Below are 19,297 nucleotides of genomic sequence, written 5' to 3' on the forward strand. Positions count from 1 at the left end.
GTACACTGGGTATTGCGGATCAGATTGTTGCGGATGCAACTAATTCTGAAAATTAAGGCAAGAGGGTGTTCGTTCATGATTTCAATTCCTGCAACCTATCAGGACGATGAGGCGATTCAGAAGAAACGCTGGGTCATTCTGATCGTTCTTAATCTGTTTACATTTATGTCCACTCTGGACGGGAGCATTGTTAATATTGCCCTGCCGGTGCTGGTAAAGCAGCTCAATCTGCCTGTAGCCCAGGTCGAATGGGTCACAACCGGCTATTTAATGGCCATCTGCGCCGTCATTCTGTTGTTCGGCAAGCTGGGCGATATGGCCGGCAAGATCAGGATTTTCAGAATCGGAACGGTCGTGTTTATCGTCGGCTCCTTACTCTGCGGCTTGAGTACCAATCTCCCGTTCCTGATTGTCTCCCGGGTCATCCAGGCGGTTGGCGCTTCAATGACAATGGCGAACAGCCAGGGGATAGTTACCGATATTTTCCCGGCTAATGAACGCGGCAAGGCGTTGGGCCTGATCGGTACCTTTGTGTCGCTGGGCAGCATCGCCGGACCGAGCCTGGGCGGCATTATTGTTTCTACGCTGGGCTGGGAATATATTTTCTGGGTCAACGTACCGATTGGCCTGATTGCGATTGTACTGGGAACCAAGGTGCTGCCGAAGGATCTGATACGGGTAAAATCCAAAATCGACCTCCCGGGCAGCCTGCTGTTCTCCTTTTTTATCATCACGCTGTTCGCCGGCCTGCTGCTGGGTCAGCAGTTCGGGTACAGCGACGGCCGGATTATTGCAGCGCTTGCCGCCGCTGCCGTCTCCTTTGCTGTTTTTCTGATGGTCGAGCTGCGCAGCTCCGCTCCTCTGCTGCAGCTGTCGCTTTTCAAAAACACTTTATTTTCACTAAGTATCCTGTGTGCCTTTCTGGTCTTTGTCGCTAACTTCTGCTTCAATATCATCTCGCCGTTCTATGCGCAGAACATGCTGGGCCTGTCGCCGTTCTATGCCGGGTTCCTGCTGATGCTCTTCCCGATTTCGATGGTGATTATCGCGCCGCTCAGCGGGGCGCTCTCCGACAGGATCGGCTCCGAATTCCTTACCTTTGCCGGCCTGATTGTCATGGTGATCGCCCAGTTTGGACTGGCCCGGCTGCATGAAGGAAGCTCTGTCATCCTGGTTGGACTGTGGATTGCGATGCTCGGGGTCGGCAGCGGACTGTTTCAGTCGCCGAACAACTCGCTGATCATGAGCAAGGTGCCGCGTACCCTGCTCGGCTCGGCCGGCAGTGTCAATTCGCTGGTCCGCAACGTCGGGATGGTGGTCGGGATTACAATTGCCACCTCGATCCTGTTCAACGTGATGAGCAGCAAGGCCGGGTACCGGGTAACCGGGCTGGTTGCCGGCCGGCCGGATATTTTTCTCTCGGGAATGCATGTTGTGTTCATGACCTCCTCGGCGATTTGTCTCGTATCGGCGCTGCTGACAGGCTGGCGGATGATCACGATCCGCAAGAGCAAGCGGGCCCATGCTTGAGGCAGAAGCTCTTTTACAGCAAGGATCTGCAGCAGCATAACGGTGCAGTAAATCTTTTTTAGCCGGAATTGTCACACATCTGCTGTCTGCTTTGTCTCCATTATTGAACAACACTTTTGGAGGCGATCGAAAATGAGCTTGAGATTCAATTACAGACAGGTTAACGCGCCCGCATTCCGGGCCATGATGACGATGGAGCAGCATACGGGCGGACGCGGACTGGACAAGGTGCTTACCGAGCTGGTTAAAATTAGAGTGTCACAGATTAACGGCTGTGCCTTCTGCCTGGATATGCATGCCAAGGATCTGCTGAAGCTGGGGGATTATCAGGATAAGCTGGTTCTGGTCAGCGTGTGGCGCGAGGCGCCTATTTTTACGGAGAAGGAAAGAGCAGTGCTGGAGCTTGCCGAGGCCGTTACCCATATCAGCCATGACGGCGTTCCGCAGGAAGTTTATGACCGGGTGCGTGAATTCGTCAGCGAAGAGGAGTACGTCGACTGGATCATGAGCATCAATATGATTAACAGCTGGAACCGGATTGCTATTTCAACCGGCATGTATCCGGGATTGTTCTAAATAGACGGAGCGGGGGGCAGCATTGTGTTAAATACACGCGATAGCAGGACGGCAGAGTCAGAGCAGGGAATTTTGACGCAAACGGAGGAACGGAAGGATTTGGAGAAGCCGGCTGATTTCGGGGAGCTGTACGTTAACTATAAAAAATATGCCTTCTCGATCGCCTACCGTATGCTGGGGACAGTGGCGGATGCGGAGGACGTGGTCCAGGACTGCTTCGCAGACCTCCAGCATCGTGAGCGGAGCGGTATTGATAACATCAAGGCTTATATCGCCAAAAGCATCACCAACCGCTGCCTCAACCTGCTGAATTCCGCTCATGCCCGCAGGGAGACTTACATCGGAGAATGGCTGCCCGAGCCGGTAAGCGAGCTCTACGACGGTCCGGAGGCGGCGGCTGAGCGGAAGGATACGCTCTCCTTTGCCTTCCTTGTTCTGCTGGAGAAGCTGTCGCCGGTTGAAAGAGCCGTATTTGTCCTCCGCGAAGCGTATCAATACGATTATGAGGCGATTGCCGGGATGACCGGCAAAACCGAGAGCAACTGCCGGCAGATCTTCAGCCGTGTGAAGCGTACGCTGCAGGCGTCACCGGCGGCAGAGGCGCTCACGCCCGCACCGGAGCAGGCCCGCAGGGGGCTGCTTCAACGGTTCACGGCCGCCTTCACCGCGCATGATGTGAGCGGGATGCTGGCGCTGCTGACGGAGCAGCCTGTCCTTGTGGCTGACGGCGGCGGGCGGGAGGTCCATACCATCCTCCGGCCGATGATTGGCCGCAAGGGCGTGCTGGCGCTGCTCACCTCGCGCAGAGTGCTTAACCGGATGAGAAGCTGGGAGGCTGCCATCGAAAGCATTAACGGCGAGCCCAACCTGGTCTATAGACAAGAGGGAGAGGTCAAAGCTGTGCTCTGCCTGGCCCTGAACCGCAGCGGTGAACAGATTCAGGGCCTGTATCTGATTATGGGACCGGAAAAGCTGGGCCATATTCTGCCCTCACCCGCCGAGTGACTCGAACACCGTTCCCTTTGCAGGCTTGCTGGCAGCCTCTGCACCTGCTTAACACACACATCAAAAAAAGCGCCGCCCCCAATTAATTGAGGGGCGGCGCTTTTTGGCCTGAGCTTTAGTTCTTGAAGCTGTGAATCGGGGCAGGAATCCGGCCGCCGCGGTTAACGAACCCGGCACAGTTGAACGGATTCACGGCCATGACCGGAGCGTAGCCGAGCAGTCCGCCGAATTCGACCATCTCGCCGACTTCCTTGCCGATGACCGGAATCACACGGACAGCGGTTGTCTTATTGTTGACCATGCCGATCGCCGCTTCATCAGCGATAATGCCGGAGATGGTTTCCTTGCTGGTGCTGCCCGGAATGGCAATCATATCAAGGCCGACAGAGCAGACGCAGGTCATCGCTTCCAGCTTCTCCAGCGTCAGCGCTCCGCGCTGTACGGCCTGGATCATCCCGTGATCCTCGCTGACCGGGATGAAGGCGCCACTTAATCCGCCGACATAGGAGGAGGCCATCACGCCGCCCTTTTTGACATTGTCATTGAGGATGGCAAGCGCCGCCGTAGTGCCCGGAGCCCCGGCCTCCTCAAGACCCATGACCTGGAAGATCTCGGCGATGGAATCCCCGATCAGCGGGGTAGGCGCCAGCGACAGGTCAATGATGCCGAATGGCACGCCGAGGCGCTTGGAGGCCTCCTGGGCCACGAGCTGGCCGACCCGGGTTACTTTGAAGGCCGTCCGCTTGATGGTCTCGCAGAGCGTTTCAAAATCCTGTCCCTTTACTTCCTCCAGTGCCCGTTTGATTACACCGGGCCCGCTGACACCGACGTTAATGACACATTCGCGTTCACCGACCCCGTGAAAGGCACCTGCCATGAACGGGTTATCCTCGACCGCGTTGCAGAACACTACCAGCTTGGCGCAGCCGATCGAGTCGCGGTCCCTGGTGCGCTCTGCAGTCTGCAGAATAATGTCGCCCATCAGCTTGACGGCATCCATGTTGATCCCGCTCCGCGACGAGCCCACGTTGACGGAGGAGCAGACCCGTTCGGTTACAGCGAGCGCCTCAGGGATGCTGTCAATCAGTATGCGGTCGCCTTTGGTACAGCCCTTCTGTACAAGTGCGGAGAATCCGCCGATAAAGTTAACACCGACCTCTTTGGCGGCCTTGTCCAGAATTTCCGCAACCGGTACATAAGAATCTGTATGTACAGCGCCAGCAGCGATAGATATTGGGGTAACGGAGATGCGTTTGTTGACGATGGGCACGCCGAACTGCCGCTCCAGATCCTCACCGGTCTTGACCAGCTTCTCGGCGGAGCGGGTGATTTTATCGTATACATTCTGGTTGAACACGCGCATATCGGTATGAGAGCAGTCCATCAGGCTGATTCCCATCGTAATGGTGCGGACATCCAGATTCATTTCCCGGATCATCTGATTCGTTTCCTGAACTTCAACACGTGATATCATGGTCTTCGTCTCCTTTGGCTGCTAGATGCGGTGCATAATGTTGAAGATATCCTCATGCTGGAGCTTGATCTCCACACCGATATCCTCACCAACCTGCTGCAGGTCAAGGACGATCTCCTCAAAAGACTTGCTCGGCGCGGAAATGTCAACAATCATCATCATGTTAAAATAGTCCTGAACAATCGTCTGGGAAATGTCCAGAATGTTCAGATTGTGTTCAGCAAGGTAGGTACAGACTCTGGCGATAATTCCTACTTTGTCTTTTCCCAGTACAGTAATAATTCCCTTCAATGAAAAAGCCTCCTATTGTATACTAGTCTATTCATCGCCGCTTTAACGGGATGAACCGTTTTTATTATTATCACAAAAGCCGGCGCACGCATCAACCAAAGGTTTTTTGTCGGTTTGATTACATTTTTGATCTTGACGCTGATATTCTTTAGAATAGTGTTGACAGTATATGAAAAAAATGATGGACTGATAGTTTGACAGTTCGACAGTACGTTCAAAGGAGTAATCATGACAACGAGAAAATATAAAGAGCTGGTGGAGCAGCGGACGAGGCAGACTCTGGAAACGTGGTCGGGGCAGCAGTCAGTCGGGGAGCGGGAGATTTACCGTTTTTTGCATAATCTGAAGGGAACCGCAGGTACGGTCGGTTTGGACCGGGTAGAGAGGTTTGCGGGCAGCGCGCTGCTGTATTTTTCGGATCACAGTGATAAAGTCTGGCTCGAGGCGGAATGGCGCGAGGTTTTATATCCTTTGCTCGGCCTGTTCGGCGGAGACGATTCAGCCGGAGCGGTGCCGGATCCCGTTCATGACATTAGCCTTTCTAACGGCGAAAGCCAGCAGAAGTACGAAATTCTGCTGATAGAGGACGATGTGGAGCTTGTTGCCTTTTTAAGAGAATCCCTGGAACGTCATTCTTACTATGTGAATATAGCAATGTCCGCCGAGCGCGGGCTCAAGCTGTTCTATGAGAGCCGGCCGGATATGATTCTGCTGGACATTCTGCTGCCGGACCAGAGCGGAATAGATGTGCTGCACCAGATAATCGGCAAGGCTACACAAGAAAGGATTCCGATCATTATCATAAGCGGCGAGCATTCCAAGGACATCCAGTTGTACGCTTATTCATTGGGTGTGATGGATTATGTATCTAAGCCTGTGGACATCGACCTGTTCCTGATGCTGATCAAGAACCGCTTTGAGCTGAAAAAGGAGTGGCAGAAGTCGATTATTATAGATGAGCTGACCGGCGCCTATAACCGCAAGTTCTTTAATCAGACGATGAAGCAGCTGGTATCTGACTTCCGGCGGACGGAGCGGACCTTTTCCCTGGCCCTGCTTGATCTGGATCATTTCAAGCAGATTAATGATACGTACGGCCATTTGGTAGGGGACGAGGTGCTTCAGACTTTTTCCGAGCTGGTACGGGGCTCTATCCGGGTGGAGGACACCTTCTGCCGCTATGGCGGGGAGGAGTTTGCGCTGTTTATGCCTAATACACCGGCCGCTTCCGCGCTTACAGTAATAGAACGGATCCAGAGGCAGTTCGCTGACATGGAGTTTCAGGCCAAGCATGAGCTGTTCCATGTCACCTTCTCGGGCGGAATTACAGAGATCCGGGCTTCCCGGGATAATCCGGAGGAGCTGATCGAGGATGCGGACCAGGCACTTTATGCCAGCAAACATGCGGGAAGAAACCAGACAACCCTGTATGATGATTACTTGCCGGTTGGCAAGGCAGAGAAGGTACTGAAGGTCATTATGGTTGATGATGATGCGCTGATCCGCAAAATTGTTGTCAAGCAGTTCATGGACTGGAAACCCGCGAATATCTCCAGGGTTGAGGTAAGCGGCTACGAAAGCGGAGTGAAATTTCTACAATCCGGCTGGTATTCTGCCGATGATAAATATATTGTCCTGCTGGACGGCATCATGCCGGAGCTGGACGGGCTGGAGGTGCTGGAGCAGCTCCGCAGCAGCTATCCGGAGGAAAACCTCCTTGTGGTCATGCTTACAGGCCGCAATGATCAGCAGGATATTATCCATGCGCTGCAGATGGGGGCGGATGATTATATCATCAAGCCGTTCCACCTGCCGGAACTGCTGATGCGGGTCGAGCGGCTGGTGCACAGATTTTTATTTTAAGCAAAGCAGCGGCTGTGCAATTTGAAAGGTGAGAGAAAGATGCAAAAGGTACTAATTGTCGATGATGAAGATGTTTTGCGCATGCTGATTGAGGACACGCTTGAGGATCTTGAGGAGGTTGAGCTTCACACAGCCGAGAACGGGCGTGAGGCGATGACCAAGCTGTCCATGAACGCATTCGATCTGGTCATCCTGGATTACATGATGCCCGAGCTGACCGGGATCGAGGTGCTGGGCCTGCTGAGTGAAGAGGTGAAGGCGGCTACCCCGATTCTGATGCTGACTGCCAAGGCGCAGGAGGGTGACCGGAGCAGGGCGAGAGATGCGGGTGCCCGCTATTTCATGCCTAAGCCGTTCAGCCCGATGGAGCTTCTGCAGATTGTGGAGGGGATTCTGGGTGATCAGAAGAAGCATTAGTAACATGAGTATCAAAAAGAAATATTTCCACATCATTGCTAGTCTGATTACAGTGGTTCTTCTGACGGGAATTGGCCTTTTTATTTATATACATGCCGAACAGACACGCATGAACCATAACCAGGAGGTACTGCAGAACAAGGCGGATACCATTAATGAAATGGCGGTTACGCTGAACGATGTATTTTTCCGGGTCAGAGGTTACAGTCTCCTTAAAAACAGCAATGAGCTTAAGCAGGCTTACGAATCGCTGGATAAGCTCAGAGACGTGCTTGAGAATTATTCCGCGCTGAAGCTTTCCCCTGAAGAAGCCAGCTTTAAGGAGCATCTGTCCACGTTTGTTGACCAGTACCAGAATGTGACCCTGCCCAAGGCGATCGGCTTCGTCGAGCAGGATGATTATACAAGCCTGCGTGCGCTGGCAGCTGAAGGCAATACTCAGGCGGTGAATGAATTTCTGGCGTATACCAAGCAGTACAACATGCGCTCTGACAAGCTGCTGAGTGATATGGTCGATCTTTCCCTGAAGCGGGCCAACGAATTCACGCTGCTCGCCTTCGGCCTCTGTACGCTACTGCTGCTGCTGTTCACACTGATGATCTGGCGGATTCTCAAAATCCTTATTGATCCGATTGTCAGGCTGGAGGGGGCTACCAATTCGCTTGCTGCCGGAGAAGCGGTAATGATCGGCAAGCTTCATAAGCAGGATGAGATCGGCCGGCTCTATGAGGCCTTCCTTAATATGGCTCACAGCATTCAGGATAAAGAGGAAGAGCTCATGATGCAAAATGAGGAGCTTCTTGCCCAGCAGGACGAGCTTCAGGACCAGCAGTTCAGGCTGGAACGCTCGCTCGGCGAGATCGAGAGCATGATGAAGGCGCTGGATCAGTCGTCCGCTGTGGCGATCCTCTCACCTAAAGGGGTTTTTACGTATGCTAATGCGAATATGAGTGAATATACGGGCTACAAAAACCATGAGCTGATCGGTTTTACCTTCCGGTTGCTTGATCTGAAGAATATGGAAGCTGCCCGGATGCAGCAGATTGTCGGCAAGCTGAGTACAGGCGGCGTATGGAGCGATGAGGTTCAGCTGGGCATGAAGAACGGTGCACCGGTCTGGCTGCACATGACCATTATGCCTTATCTGAATGATGAAGGGCAGGTCTACCAGTACATTCTGATAGCCAACAATATTACCTCCATGAAAAATGTCCAGCAGAAGCTGGCGGAGACGCTCCAAAAAACGGAGCAGACCAAAATCATGCTGGAGCGCAGCAATCAGCTGAATCATGACATCACCTATACACTTGATAAACAGGAATTTGCCGAGAAATTTATCGAGTTCATGAACCGCCAGTATGCCTTTGACTCCAGTGTATTCTTCCTGGTAAAGGACCAGATTACCGTAGTCAGGGGAGTTCCCCAGGAGAATGTTGACCGTTATCTGGGGAGTGAGGGCGGCGACATGCTCTACCGGATGCAGACAGAGAAATCCTATATAACCAGACGGCCGGCTACGATTCGGGAGCAGGGAATCGCTCCTGAGCCGGTGCTCTCCTACGATTTTTACTCCACCGTTGTAAATGCCGAGAACGAGGTGATTGCGGTATTCTGTGGCACCCGGATCGGGTATTCTTTCAACGATGAGGAGGTAAATGAAATTCAGGGCATGATGAACCGGGTGGGCCTGGCCATCGAGCGGCTGTTCATGTATGAGGAAATTGAGCACGGCCGCAGACTGAACCGCGATATTGTCAATAATGTCAACGAGGGGATCCAGTTTGTCCAGATGGACGGCGGCATGCTGCAGATGAACCAGGCACTTGCGCAGTTGTTTGACTATCATGAATGGTCTGAAGGCGATCTGATCCCGCTGGAGGGCTGGAGCGGGCACTTCACACGGATGGCCAATGAATCGGAGGAGCTGGGGCAGTTCTACCAAAAGGCAATGTCCGAGCATTTTATTGATTCCAGCTCCATGAAGTATTCCATCGGTAAAGATCCACTGAAGCATGTGGATATGTATGCCATACCGGTGTTCCGCCGGGAGACGCGCTTCGGGACACTGTTCGTCCACCGTGACATCACCCGTGAATACGAGCTTGATCTGATGAAGTCTGAGCTGGTCAGCACAGTCAGCCATGAGCTGCGTACCCCGCTGTCGAGCGTGCTGGGCTTCACCGAACTGCTGCTGTCCAAGACAATGAAGCCTGAGAAGCAGCTGAAATATCTGGAGACCATTCACCGCGAAGCCCAGCGGCTGACCGATCTGATCAATGATTTTCTTGACCTGCAGCGGATGGAGTCAGGCACTCAGCAGTATTGCCAGCAGCCGCTTAATCTCAGCGAGCTTGTCATGGGCGTCATTGACCAATACAAGGTTGGCGGCACACATAATTTCCTGTTTGAGGATGAGGCCAGCAACGCTGAGGTAGAGGTGGACCGGGATAAAATCGTTCAGGTGATGACCAATCTGCTTAGCAATGCGATCAAGTTTTCCCCAGGTGCAAGTGAGATCAAGGTTTCCCTGCACAACGAGGCGGAGCGGATTATCGTGCAGATTCAGGATCACGGTCTGGGCATTCCCAAGAACCAGATCGGACAGCTGTTCCAGAAATTCAGACGCGTTGACAACAGCGCCTCCAAACGGATCGGCGGCACCGGTCTGGGCCTTGCGATCTGCAAGGAAATTATCGAGAAGCAGAAGGGCTCCATCGGCATCGAGTCCGAGGAGGGCGAGGGCTCGACCGTATGGTTCAGCCTCCCGGTGCTGCATTCACCGGGCAGCCGTCATGAAGACGAGCCGATGAAGCCGAGTCCCGGCAAATATCAGAAGCCGAACGTAATGATTGTAGAGGATGATTACAGCCTGTCCCTGCTGCTGTCTGAGGAGCTGAAGGGCAAGGGCTTCCGCGTAACCCACCATTATCATCCGCAGCAGGCTTTTGAACAGGCGCTCAAGACACCGTTCGTAGCCATCGTTGTGGATCTGATGCTGGGTGAGGAGCTGGACGGCTGGGATTTGATCAGGATGCTGAAGAACGACGAACGCACGGAGCATGTCCCGATAGTCATTTCTTCCGCGCTGGATAAGACGGATAAGAACATGATGGACAACGTGGAGAAATATCTGACCAAGCCATACCCGCCGAATGAGCTGACCGGCACCCTTCAGGAGATTGTGAACATCAGGCAGGGAACCGGGGAAGTGCTGTTTCCGGACAGCGGGCATACAGGCGAACAGGAGTAACAAATAAATGCCGGCAGGCTCCGGTTTCCTTGCAGAACGGACGTTATCCTATACTTGGATAACGTCCGTTTTTTTATATTTTCGGGGTACCGCAAAGTACCTGAGTCAGCCTCCATGAAGGCCTCACTTTGTGGGGAATAAAAAAGCTTGCCTTATAGTGGACTCTAAGGGGTATAGTGGAAAATGTATTGCGGACAACCATTAAGGGATGAAAGGGAGGAAATACGAGTGAAGTACAGTTATTTGGGTAAATCAGGCCTTAAGGTCAGCCAGCTCTGTCTCGGCACGATGAATTTTGGCCCGGAAACCGAAGAGAAGGATGCTTTCCGGATTATGGATGCCGCGCTGGATGCGGGAATTAACTTTTTTGATACAGCCAACGTTTACGGGGGCCAGGAACGCCGCGGCTGGACGGAAGAAATTATCGGCCGTTGGTTCAAGCAGGGAGGCGGACGGCGCGAGAAGGTCGTGCTGGCGACCAAAGTGTACGGCGATATGTTCGATGAGCATGACGGACCTAATTCCGGCGCAGGCTTGTCAGCCTATAAAATCAGACGTCATCTGGACGGTTCGCTGAAGCGTCTGCAGACTGATCATATCGAGCTGTACCAAATGCATCACGTGGACCGGAATGTATCCTGGGATGAGCTGTGGGGCGCATTCGAGAATGCCATTGGCCAGGGAAAAATAGATTATATCGGTTCCAGCAACTTCGCCGGCTGGCATATTGCCGCTGCCCAGGCCCAGGCTAAAGCGCGCAATTTCCTCGGTCTTGTCTCGGAGCAGCACCTGTACAATCTGCTGGAACGGACGCCGGAGCTTGAGGTACTGCCTGCTTCGCAGGAGCTGGGCCTTGGCGTTATTCCGTGGAGTCCGCTGGCCGGAGGGCTGCTGGGCCGCAACGCGTTGGCCAAGAGCGGCGTACGCAGCGCCCGTTCAGCCAAGCTGGAGCAGAACCGCAGCAAGCTGGAGCAGTTCTCCGCGCTCTGCAAAGAGCTGGGCGAGCATGAGGATCAGGTTGCCCTGGCCTGGGTGCTGGCTAATCCGGCGGTTACGGCCCCGATTATCGGGCCGAGAACGATCCAGCAGTTTGAGGATTCTCTGCGTGTTACCGAGATCGAGCTGGATGAGGACACCCTGAAGAAGCTGGATGAGATTTTCCCGGGTCCGGGCCGTCCGGCACCAGAGGCTTACGCGTGGTAAATAGTTGAGAACAGCAAAGCAGCGGCTTCCTGTAAATAGGAGGCCGCTGCTTTGTGTTGATGCCGTGCAGTCGCCAAGCAGTTAGGATGGGCAGTTTCTCTAGCGCATAGAGAGGCACAAGTGCTTCTGAAACCGCCAAAAGCCCGCCCTTTCGCCCGTAAGCTTAGTGTGAGACCGAGGAGATGACAGCCAGCTCGCCTTCTTCCGTAATTTCGGCATAAACGACCGACTGTGGTCCGCTATATCCCAGCTTGCGGAGCTCCTTGGCCAGCCATTCTTCGTCATGCCCGAGACTGCCGAGAGTGTCCCGCTGTATGATCCCGTCCTCAATGATGCTTACCGGCAGGACGGATTCAGGGACGGGAACGAGCAGGTCCTCGCGGGTCGCAGGTTCATATTGTGCTTTCTTGAGGATGCTCAGAGAGCCGTTTGTCTCATAGATGGCATACGCGACTTCGCTGACAGAGAAGGTATCCTTAGACCGCAGCATCATTCGCAGCTGCTCGAAATCCAGATTGTTTTTTCGCAGCTTGCCCATATCAATTCTTCCGTCGCGGATCAGAATTTCCGGCTCTCCTTCCAGCGGCTTGCGCAGCTTCGGGAGGTGGAGCGTAATTTTTTCAAAGGTAATCGACAGCAAGGTCCAGATTGCCAGTGTAAATAGCAGCATCGGGATGGTATGTTCTTTTTCATAAATGGTGTCCCCGACAAGATCGCCGAGAATAACCGCCGAAATGAAGTCGAACGGGGTCAGGGCGGAGATTTCCTTTTTCCCGAGCAGCCGGGTCATTACCCATAGTCCCATAAAGCCTGCAATCAGTTTAATGAGTATAAGTCCGTATTCTTCCATGTGGTGCCCGCCTCCAGTCGGTCAATCTATCTAAAAGTGTTTAACCAATACAGATTTCCTCGTAACAGTGGCCTGCTTCGTCTGGCCCGGGAACCTCATGCTGAACACGGCAAAGATGAAAACAGCAGCCGGCATGTGTTAAGCTGAAGGTATAAACGGTACAGATGAACCATAAGGCAGAGAAAAAGGAGGCGCTGGTCTTTGCTCTTTTATGTGATTGCAATACTGGTATTCGCGGCAGACCAGGCTGCCAAGTGGATCGTACGGACGAACATGCAGCTTGGGGAGATTGTACCGTTCTGGGAAGGGCATCTGACGTTTTCTTATTACGAGAACAGCGGCGCTGCCTTTAGCTCATTTCAGGGATACGGCAAATATTTTGCCATTGTGGCCGTGATTTTTGTGGCGGCAGTGTTCTATTACCGGCGTAAGGGAGAATTGCGGGGACCGCTTCTCGAGGCTGCCAGCGGTTTTCTGGTCGGCGGGGCTGCAGGCAACGGGATTGACCGTGTGCTGTACCATCAGGTTACTGATTTTCTCATTTTCGGCGATGGCGGGGGAATCCTGAATCTGGCCGATCTCGCGATCAATGCCGGAACGCTGCTGTTCATTCTTCACCTGATTGTGGAACAAGTAAAAAGCCGCTTGCATAAGCGGAAACAGATTAACTAGAGCTAGGGGTATTCAAAATAAAAAGGCTGTCTGTTAAGTCACGAGATGACTTAACAGACAGCCTTTTTTGGGATTACAGCCTGGCTTGTTCTTGATCTACCCCGGCGGCGGACTGCTCCGCTCCAGCTCACCGATGGCCCACTCGCAGAACTCGATGGAGGCTTTCATGGCCATCACCCGCTTCTGCAGCAGCAGGTAACGCCCGAAGGTGGTTGCCTTCAGCTCACGGGTCTCCCCGCGCTCATCAAGGAGCGCCTCGTTGGCCTTGATCAGCAGATTGTACCGCTGGAGCTCACTGCGGTTAAACTCCATACGCCGCTGCAGCAGTGCCTTGGCTTCGTCCGGCTCGGTGAGCCAGAGGCTGTACAGCTTGAAATGCAGCTCATCCCGCAGGACGGCCGGTTCTGCAGGCAGCCTGACCCATTCCTGCAGCACGGATATGCCTTCCTCCGTAATCGTATATATTTTTTTATCCGGTTTGTCGGATTGCTCAATCCGCTCATGACGGATGAAGCCCTTTTCCTCCATGCTTTGCAGCAGGGGATAGATCTGGCTGTGCCCCGCCCTCCACAGGGGTTTGATGCCTTGTGTCAGTTCATAGCCCGTCAGCGGATTTGCCGTAAGCAGCGCAAGCAGCCCGTAAGACAGTGTATTCATCGCTATAGTGTCCTCCAGTCTTTGATAATCCGATATTACTGCAAATAGCTCCTATATGTCAGTATTGACATAACTATTCTGTGATTATAACATTAATAAAGTCAAGTTGCATATGTAAAAGTAGACATATAGATAAGGAGGGGGACATTCTTGGAAGCTGCAGTTAAAGGTAAAATTCATTTCTGGCCGGTGATGACCGCCATTTTTTTCGGGAATTTTCTCTCTGTATTAAGCACTACAACGATAAACATAGCTGTGCCGATCCTCATGGCTCATTTCCAGACCGGGCTGCACACGATGCAGTGGATGGTTACCGGCTTCATGCTCGCCACCGGCGTTACAGCCCCGCTTGCCGGATACTTGGGCGGCCGGTTCAGTTATAAACGCCTGTATACATTCGCGTTATCAGGCTTTACCGTATTTTCACTGCTGTGTGCACTTGCCTGGAATCCTGCAATTCTGATCGTGTTCCGTATGCTGCAGGGCTCCTGCAGCGGACTGATTATGGCCTGTACGATGACCATCATCTTTCAGGTCATCCCGCAGGAGCGCCGGCCTTTTGCGGTCAGCCTGTGGTCGTTGTCGGCCATGGTGGCTCCGGCCATCGGACCTACCTTCAGCGGCTGGCTGCTCCAGTTCGCCAGCTGGCACTGGCTGTTTCTGATCAACCTGCCTGTCGGAGCGGCGGCTGTCATTCTGACCCAGCTGCTGATTCCTTATTACCGGATGAATGTTCCCAAGTCCTTTGATGTGCCGGGACTGTTTACGGTGGTATTGGGCAGCTTGTCCCTGCTGGGAGCATTCAGCCAGGGCGGCAGCTGGGGATGGACCTCCTGGAAGACACTTTCCATGATCGCGCTTGGAATTGTACTGCTCATCCTGTTTGTTCTGCGGGAGCTGAGGACGGAGGTGCCGCTGCTTAACCTGCGTGTGCTGAAAAACCGGAGGTTCACGGTGATGCTCAGCATTTACAGCATTGTTACTGTAGCCATGTATGCCGGCACCTATCTGACACCGCTGTTTTTGCAGACGGCCGAAGGGGCCAGCACGCTCAAAACTGGTCTGATCCTGCTCCCGTCATCAGTGCTGCTGGCTCTTCTCAGCCCGGTGGTCGGCAAGCTCTACCCGCGTTTCGGGCCGGTGAAGCTGATTTCTGCCGGCATCGCCTGCATCTTTGCCGGACTGTTTCTGATGAGCAGGCTCCATGTGGGTATCGCCCATAACTTCATTTTGTGGGCGATGGTCGTACGGAACCTGGGAATCGGGCTGGCGAATGTTCCAAGCAGCACGGCATCCATGGAGGAAATTCCGGCAGAATGGTCGGGACATGCAACCTCGATAAACAACTGGGTCCGTAATGTGCTCAGCTCACTCGCAATTGCAGTCTTTACCTCGCTGCTGTCGAACAGGCAGGCTGTACATGCTGCTGAACTGGCCGGTCAGGGAGTGACGGCAGGCAGCGGAGATATCGGGCTTCAATCGTTTACAATGGGCGTCAATGACGTATTTGTGGTTGCTGCGCTCCTGGTGCTGGCGGGTTTCCCGCTGATGCTGCTTGTCCGCCGTAAAAACGAGAATATCCAGGCTGAAGGGCTTCTTGAAGGCCCCGGAACGCTCAAAAAGGAATCTGCAGCAAAATTGTAATATCAGATTATCTAATGCAAGTTATCATTAATAATAATGAAGCGGCCCAAATCGGAGTGATTTACTCTGATTTAAGCCGCTTTTCGTCATTATATTGGATAAAATGACATTAATGCCAATTTTAAGTCATGATCAGACTCGTTGATCGTTTCTGATAATTATGATAGCCTGAGTTCAAGATGTTAGAAGAGAAGAAGATTTTACGTTAAGGAGAGGTCCATATTGGTGCAACTACAAGTTACGAACAGCCCGTTTAACGAGAGTCAGGCCGAGCTTCTGAACCGGCTGCTGCCGACATTGACAGAGTCGCAGCAAATCTGGCTCGGCGGATATTTGTCCGCCATGTCCCTGCGGGGAGCCGGGGCTGCGACGGCAGCCGGTGAGCAGCCGGCGCCTGCTGCAGCCGCCCAGGGCACATTGCCTGCCGCAGCTGCAGCTGCACCACCATTATCCCGTGAGGTGACTGTGCTGTTCGGCTCGCAGACCGGCAACTGCCAGCGGCTGGCGGCAAGCCTGTCCCGCAAGCTTGAGGAGCAGGGCTTCAAGGTAACTGTATCTGCGATGAACGCCTTCAAGCCGAATACGCTCAAGAAGGTCGAGAACCTGCTGATTCTGGTCAGCACACACGGAGAAGGCGAGCCGCCGGACAACGCCCGGGCTTTCCATGAATTCCTTCACAGCAAAAGAGCGCCGCAGCTGGAGTCGCTGCGCTTCTCGGTTCTGGCACTGGGAGATACCTCTTACGAGTTCTTCTGCCAGACCGGCAAAGACTTTGATGAGCGGCTGGAACAGCTCGGCGGCCAGCGCCTGAGCCCGCGGATTGATTGCGATCTCGATTATGATGAGCCGGTCGCAGACTGGTTCGAGCAGGTGCTTGGCGCTTTGAACGGCCCGCAGAATGCACCGCAGCTCGCTGACCAGGCAGTAGCGGCAGCCGAGAAGGCTGACGAGCCGCAATCCCCTTATTCCCGCAATCATCCTTTTCATGCAGAAGTGCTGGAGAATCTGAATTTGAACGGACGCGGCTCGGACCGCGAGACCCGGCATCTGGAGCTGTCGCTTGCCGGCTCCGGCTTGACCTTTGAGCCTGGAGATTCCCTCGGGGTCTATCCGGAGAACCATCCTCAGCTGGTAGCGGATATTATTGCTGCGGCAGGCTGGAATCCGGACGAAACCGTTCCTTTTAATAAGAAGGGTGAAGAAGGCACACTGCGCGAAGCGCTGCTGCGCCATTACGAAATTACCGTACTGACCAAACCATTGCTGGAACAGGCGGCTAAGCTGTCTGGGGCACCGGGTCTGCAGGCACTGCTGGCACCGGAAGCGCAGCAGGAGCTGAAGTCCTATATCCAGGGCCGCGATCTGCTGGATCTGATTACGGATTTCGGGCCATGGAATGTTCCGGCCAGCAGCTTTGTAGCCATACTGCGCAAGCTGCCGGCAAGATTGTATTCCATTTCCAGCAGCTATAACGCGAATCCGGAAGAGGTTCATTTTACCGTCCGTGCGGTGCGCTATGAATCACACGGGCGTGACCGCTACGGCGTCTGCTCGGTGCATTGCGCTGAACGGGTTCAGCCTGGAGATACGCTGCCGGTGTATATACAGAGCAATCCGAACTTCAAGCTGCCGGCGAATCCGGATGTGCCTGTAATCATGATCGGGCCGGGCACCGGTGTTGCTCCGTTCCGCTCCTTCCTTGAAGAACGCGGTGAGCAGGGTGCCGGCGGCAAGACCTGGCTGTTCTACGGCGACCGCCATTTCGTGACCGACTTCCTCTACCAGACAGACTGGCAGCGGATGCTGAAGGAAGGCGTACTGAACAAGCTGGATGTAGCCTTCTCGCGTGATACGGAGGAGAAGGTATACGTGCAGCACCGTATTCTTGAGCACAGCAAAGAACTGTTTGCTTGGCTGCAGGAAGGCGCGCACATGTATGTATGCGGCGACGAGAAGCACATGGCGCATGATGTTCATGCGGCACTCCTGACCGTTATCCAGGAAGAAGCCGGCCTCAGCCCTGAAGGTGCGGCAGCATATCTGGAGAACCTGCAGCAGGAACAGCGCTACCAGCGCGATGTATATTAAGGACAGCGGATGGCCCCGGAAGGAGAAGATCAATAGTGGCAAACAATGAATCAGCGGTGAAGCCGATCGGCGGACCCCCAAGCGATGTTGAACATATTAAGCTGGAGAGCAACTATCTGCGCGGCGCCCTCGAAGCTACGCTGCAGAACCCGATTACCGGCGGACTGCCGGAGGATGATAACCGGTTGCTGAAATTCCACGGCAGCTATATGCAGGATGACCGGGATTTGCGTGCAGAACGCGAGCGCTCCAAGCTGGAGCCGGCCTTTCAGTTCATGCTGCGGGTAGTAGCACCGGGAGGTGTGGCCTCGGCAGCACAGTGGCTGGTAATGGATAAGCTGGCCCACCAGTACGGCAACGGTACACTCCGCCTCACAACCCGGCAGGCTTTTCAGATGCACGGCGTGCTTAAATGGAACCTCAAAAAGACAATTAAAACCATTAACGATACACTCATGACTACTCTGGCGGCCTGCGGAGATGTCAACCGCAACGTAATGAGCAGCCCGAACCCGTACCAGTCCGAGGTACATTCCGAGGTGTATGAGTGGGCCCGCAAGCTCAGCGACCACCTCGCACCGCGGACTCCGGCCTACCACGAAATCTGGCTGGACGGGGAAAAGGTAGTAGACAGCAAGGCGGATGTGGAAGTAGAGCCTATTTACGGGCCGGTCTACCTGCCGCGCAAATTCAAGATCGGCCTGGCGGTTCCGCCTTCCAATGATGTCGATGTTTTCTCCCAGGATCTGGGCTTCATCGCGATTCTTGAAGACGGCAAGCTGGCCGGATTCAATGTGACTGTCGGAGGCGGAATGGGGATGACACACGGTGATACCAATACCTATCCGCAGCTTGGCCGGGTAATCGGCTTCGCACGTCCGGAGCAGATCATTGAGGTTGCCGAGAAGACAGTGACGATTCAGCGCGATTACGGGAACCGTTCCGTCCGTAAAAATGCCCGGTTCAAATATACGATTGACCGCCACGGGCTGGAATGGTTCAGAGGAGAGCTTCACCACAGGCTGGGCTGGGAGCTGGAAGCGGCCCGGGCCTACCATTTCGATCATAACGGCGACCGCTACGGCTGGGTAAAGGGCTACGACGGCAAATGGAACCTGACCCTCTATATCCAGAGCGGACGGATTCAGGATCAGGAAGGCTATCTGCTGATGACCGGACTGCGCGAGATTGCCAAGATTCACACCGGCGATTTCCGGCTCACCCCGAACCAGAATCTGATTATCGGCGGCGTAAGCAGTGCGAAGAAACGCCGGATCGCCGAGCTGGCCAAGCAATACGGCCTGACCGACGGTGCACATCATTCCGCCCTGCGGCGCAGCGCGCTGTCCTGTGTGGCGCTGCCGACCTGCGGTCTGGCAATGGCGGAAGCAGAGCGATATCTTCCGCATCTGCTCGATAAGCTGGAGCCGATTATCGACAAAGCCGGCTTGCGTGATGAGGAGATTGTCATCCGGATGACCGGTTGCCCTAACGGCTGTGCCCGTCCGGCACTCGGAGAGATTTCCTTTATCGGCAAATCACCGGGTAAATACAACATGTATTTGGGCGCCGGCTTCAGCGGCGACCGTCTGAACAAGCTCTATAAGGAAAATATCGGCGAGCAGGAAATTCTGGAGACGCTGGAGCCGATGCTTCACCGCTATGCCAATGAACGGAACAGCGGTGAGCATTTCGGTGACTTCGTCATCCGCAGCGGATACGTATCTGCTGTAACCTCCGGACTTAACTTCCATGACTGATCTGGAGCAATAGAGTT

At 54.0% G+C, this 19,297-nt stretch carries 15 protein-coding genes; 11 read left to right on the plus strand and 4 right to left on the minus strand.

The window, feature by feature from the left end:
- The first annotated feature begins 75 nt into the window (after positions 1-75).
- The 3 genes from BLR64_RS11365 (at position 76) to BLR64_RS11375 (ending at position 3,111) form a co-directional block, all read left to right on the plus strand.
- On the plus strand, positions 76-1,530 hold the full coding sequence (locus BLR64_RS11365; RefSeq protein WP_090714229.1) for an MFS transporter: 1,455 nt from the start codon (positions 76-78) through the stop codon (positions 1,528-1,530).
- A 132-nt stretch (positions 1,531-1,662) separates the two neighbouring features.
- Complete coding sequence (locus BLR64_RS11370; protein WP_090714230.1) at positions 1,663-2,106, plus strand: carboxymuconolactone decarboxylase family protein; 444 nt, start codon at positions 1,663-1,665, stop codon at positions 2,104-2,106.
- Positions 2,107-2,178: 72 nt separating this feature from the next.
- Positions 2,179-3,111, plus strand: a complete 933-nt coding sequence (locus BLR64_RS11375) for a sigma-70 family RNA polymerase sigma factor (RefSeq protein ID WP_415841016.1) — start codon at positions 2,179-2,181, stop codon at positions 3,109-3,111.
- Between the two features lie 115 nt (positions 3,112-3,226).
- Here BLR64_RS11375 and BLR64_RS11380 read toward each other — a convergent pair whose 3' ends face one another.
- Positions 3,227-4,582 (minus strand): PFL family protein, encoded by a 1,356-nt coding sequence (locus BLR64_RS11380; RefSeq protein ID WP_244157682.1) that lies wholly within the window; start codon positions 4,580-4,582, stop codon positions 3,227-3,229.
- Between the two features lie 24 nt (positions 4,583-4,606).
- Positions 4,607-4,876, minus strand: a complete 270-nt coding sequence (locus BLR64_RS11385; RefSeq protein WP_068726290.1) for an ACT domain-containing protein — start codon at positions 4,874-4,876, stop codon at positions 4,607-4,609.
- A gap of 228 nt (positions 4,877-5,104) precedes the next feature.
- Here BLR64_RS11385 and BLR64_RS11390 point away from each other — a divergent pair, with 228 nt between their 5' ends.
- From BLR64_RS11390 to BLR64_RS11405, 4 genes are all read left to right on the plus strand, one after another.
- A complete protein-coding gene (locus BLR64_RS11390) occupies positions 5,105-6,739 on the plus strand; it encodes a GGDEF domain-containing response regulator (protein ID WP_090714232.1) in 1,635 nt (544 codons plus the stop codon).
- Positions 6,740-6,778: 39 nt separating this feature from the next.
- On the plus strand, positions 6,779-7,156 hold the full coding sequence (locus tag BLR64_RS11395; protein ID WP_090714233.1) for a response regulator: 378 nt from the start codon (positions 6,779-6,781) through the stop codon (positions 7,154-7,156).
- Positions 7,157-7,160: 4 nt separating this feature from the next.
- Entirely contained in the window at positions 7,161-10,406 is a 3,246-nt protein-coding gene (locus tag BLR64_RS11400) for an ATP-binding protein (RefSeq protein ID WP_167360651.1), read from the plus strand.
- A 228-nt stretch (positions 10,407-10,634) separates the two neighbouring features.
- A complete protein-coding gene (locus tag BLR64_RS11405; RefSeq protein ID WP_090714235.1) occupies positions 10,635-11,609 on the plus strand; it encodes an aldo/keto reductase in 975 nt (324 codons plus the stop codon).
- Between the two features lie 163 nt (positions 11,610-11,772).
- On the opposite strand, the gene BLR64_RS11410 is transcribed toward BLR64_RS11405, so the two are convergent.
- A complete protein-coding gene (locus BLR64_RS11410; RefSeq protein ID WP_090714236.1) occupies positions 11,773-12,459 on the minus strand; it encodes a DUF421 domain-containing protein in 687 nt (228 codons plus the stop codon).
- A 201-nt stretch (positions 12,460-12,660) separates the two neighbouring features.
- Here BLR64_RS11410 and lspA point away from each other — a divergent pair, with 201 nt between their 5' ends.
- The gene (lspA, locus tag BLR64_RS11415; RefSeq protein WP_090714237.1) at positions 12,661-13,131 is read left to right on the plus strand and encodes a signal peptidase II; all 471 of its coding nucleotides are present in this window, start codon (positions 12,661-12,663) and stop codon (positions 13,129-13,131) included.
- Positions 13,132-13,227: 96 nt separating this feature from the next.
- Here the strand turns inward: lspA and BLR64_RS11420 are convergent, their stop codons facing one another.
- Positions 13,228-13,788: a PadR family transcriptional regulator gene (locus tag BLR64_RS11420; protein ID WP_090714238.1), complete on the minus strand. Its 561-nt coding sequence runs from the start codon at positions 13,786-13,788 to the stop codon at positions 13,228-13,230.
- Between the two features lie 150 nt (positions 13,789-13,938).
- On the opposite strand from BLR64_RS11420, the gene BLR64_RS11425 reads away from it, so the two are divergent.
- The 3 genes from BLR64_RS11425 to cysI all read left to right on the plus strand — a co-directional run bounded on the left by BLR64_RS11425 (position 13,939) and on the right by cysI (position 19,280).
- Positions 13,939-15,432, plus strand: a complete 1,494-nt coding sequence (locus tag BLR64_RS11425; RefSeq protein WP_244157676.1) for an MDR family MFS transporter — start codon at positions 13,939-13,941, stop codon at positions 15,430-15,432.
- A gap of 225 nt (positions 15,433-15,657) precedes the next feature.
- Positions 15,658-17,520 (plus strand): assimilatory sulfite reductase (NADPH) flavoprotein subunit, encoded by a 1,863-nt coding sequence (locus BLR64_RS11430; protein WP_090714364.1) that lies wholly within the window; start codon positions 15,658-15,660, stop codon positions 17,518-17,520.
- Positions 17,521-17,555: 35 nt separating this feature from the next.
- A complete protein-coding gene (cysI, locus tag BLR64_RS11435) occupies positions 17,556-19,280 on the plus strand; it encodes an assimilatory sulfite reductase (NADPH) hemoprotein subunit (RefSeq protein WP_208607166.1) in 1,725 nt (574 codons plus the stop codon).
- Positions 19,281-19,297 lie beyond the last annotated feature (17 nt).

Source organism: Paenibacillus typhae (genome assembly GCF_900099765.1).
In the GTDB taxonomy this organism is placed as follows: Bacteria; Bacillota; Bacilli; order Paenibacillales; family Paenibacillaceae; genus Paenibacillus_AQ; species Paenibacillus_AQ typhae.

Bases quoted from the DNA above. Each gene is read 5' to 3' on its own strand.
- BLR64_RS11395 (WP_090714233.1), top strand. From the start codon at position 6,779: ATGCAAAAGGTACTAATTGTCGATGATGAAGATGTTTTGCGCATGCTG.
- BLR64_RS11420 (WP_090714238.1), bottom strand. From the start codon at position 13,788: ATGAATACACTGTCTTACGGGCTGCTTGCGCTGCTTACGGCAAATCCG.
- BLR64_RS11365 (WP_090714229.1), top strand. From the start codon at position 76: ATGATTTCAATTCCTGCAACCTATCAGGACGATGAGGCGATTCAGAAG.
- BLR64_RS11370 (WP_090714230.1), top strand. From the start codon at position 1,663: ATGAGCTTGAGATTCAATTACAGACAGGTTAACGCGCCCGCATTCCGG.
- BLR64_RS11390 (WP_090714232.1), top strand. From the start codon at position 5,105: ATGACAACGAGAAAATATAAAGAGCTGGTGGAGCAGCGGACGAGGCAG.
- BLR64_RS11400 (WP_167360651.1), top strand. From the start codon at position 7,161: ATGAGTATCAAAAAGAAATATTTCCACATCATTGCTAGTCTGATTACA.
- BLR64_RS11410 (WP_090714236.1), bottom strand. From the start codon at position 12,459: ATGGAAGAATACGGACTTATACTCATTAAACTGATTGCAGGCTTTATG.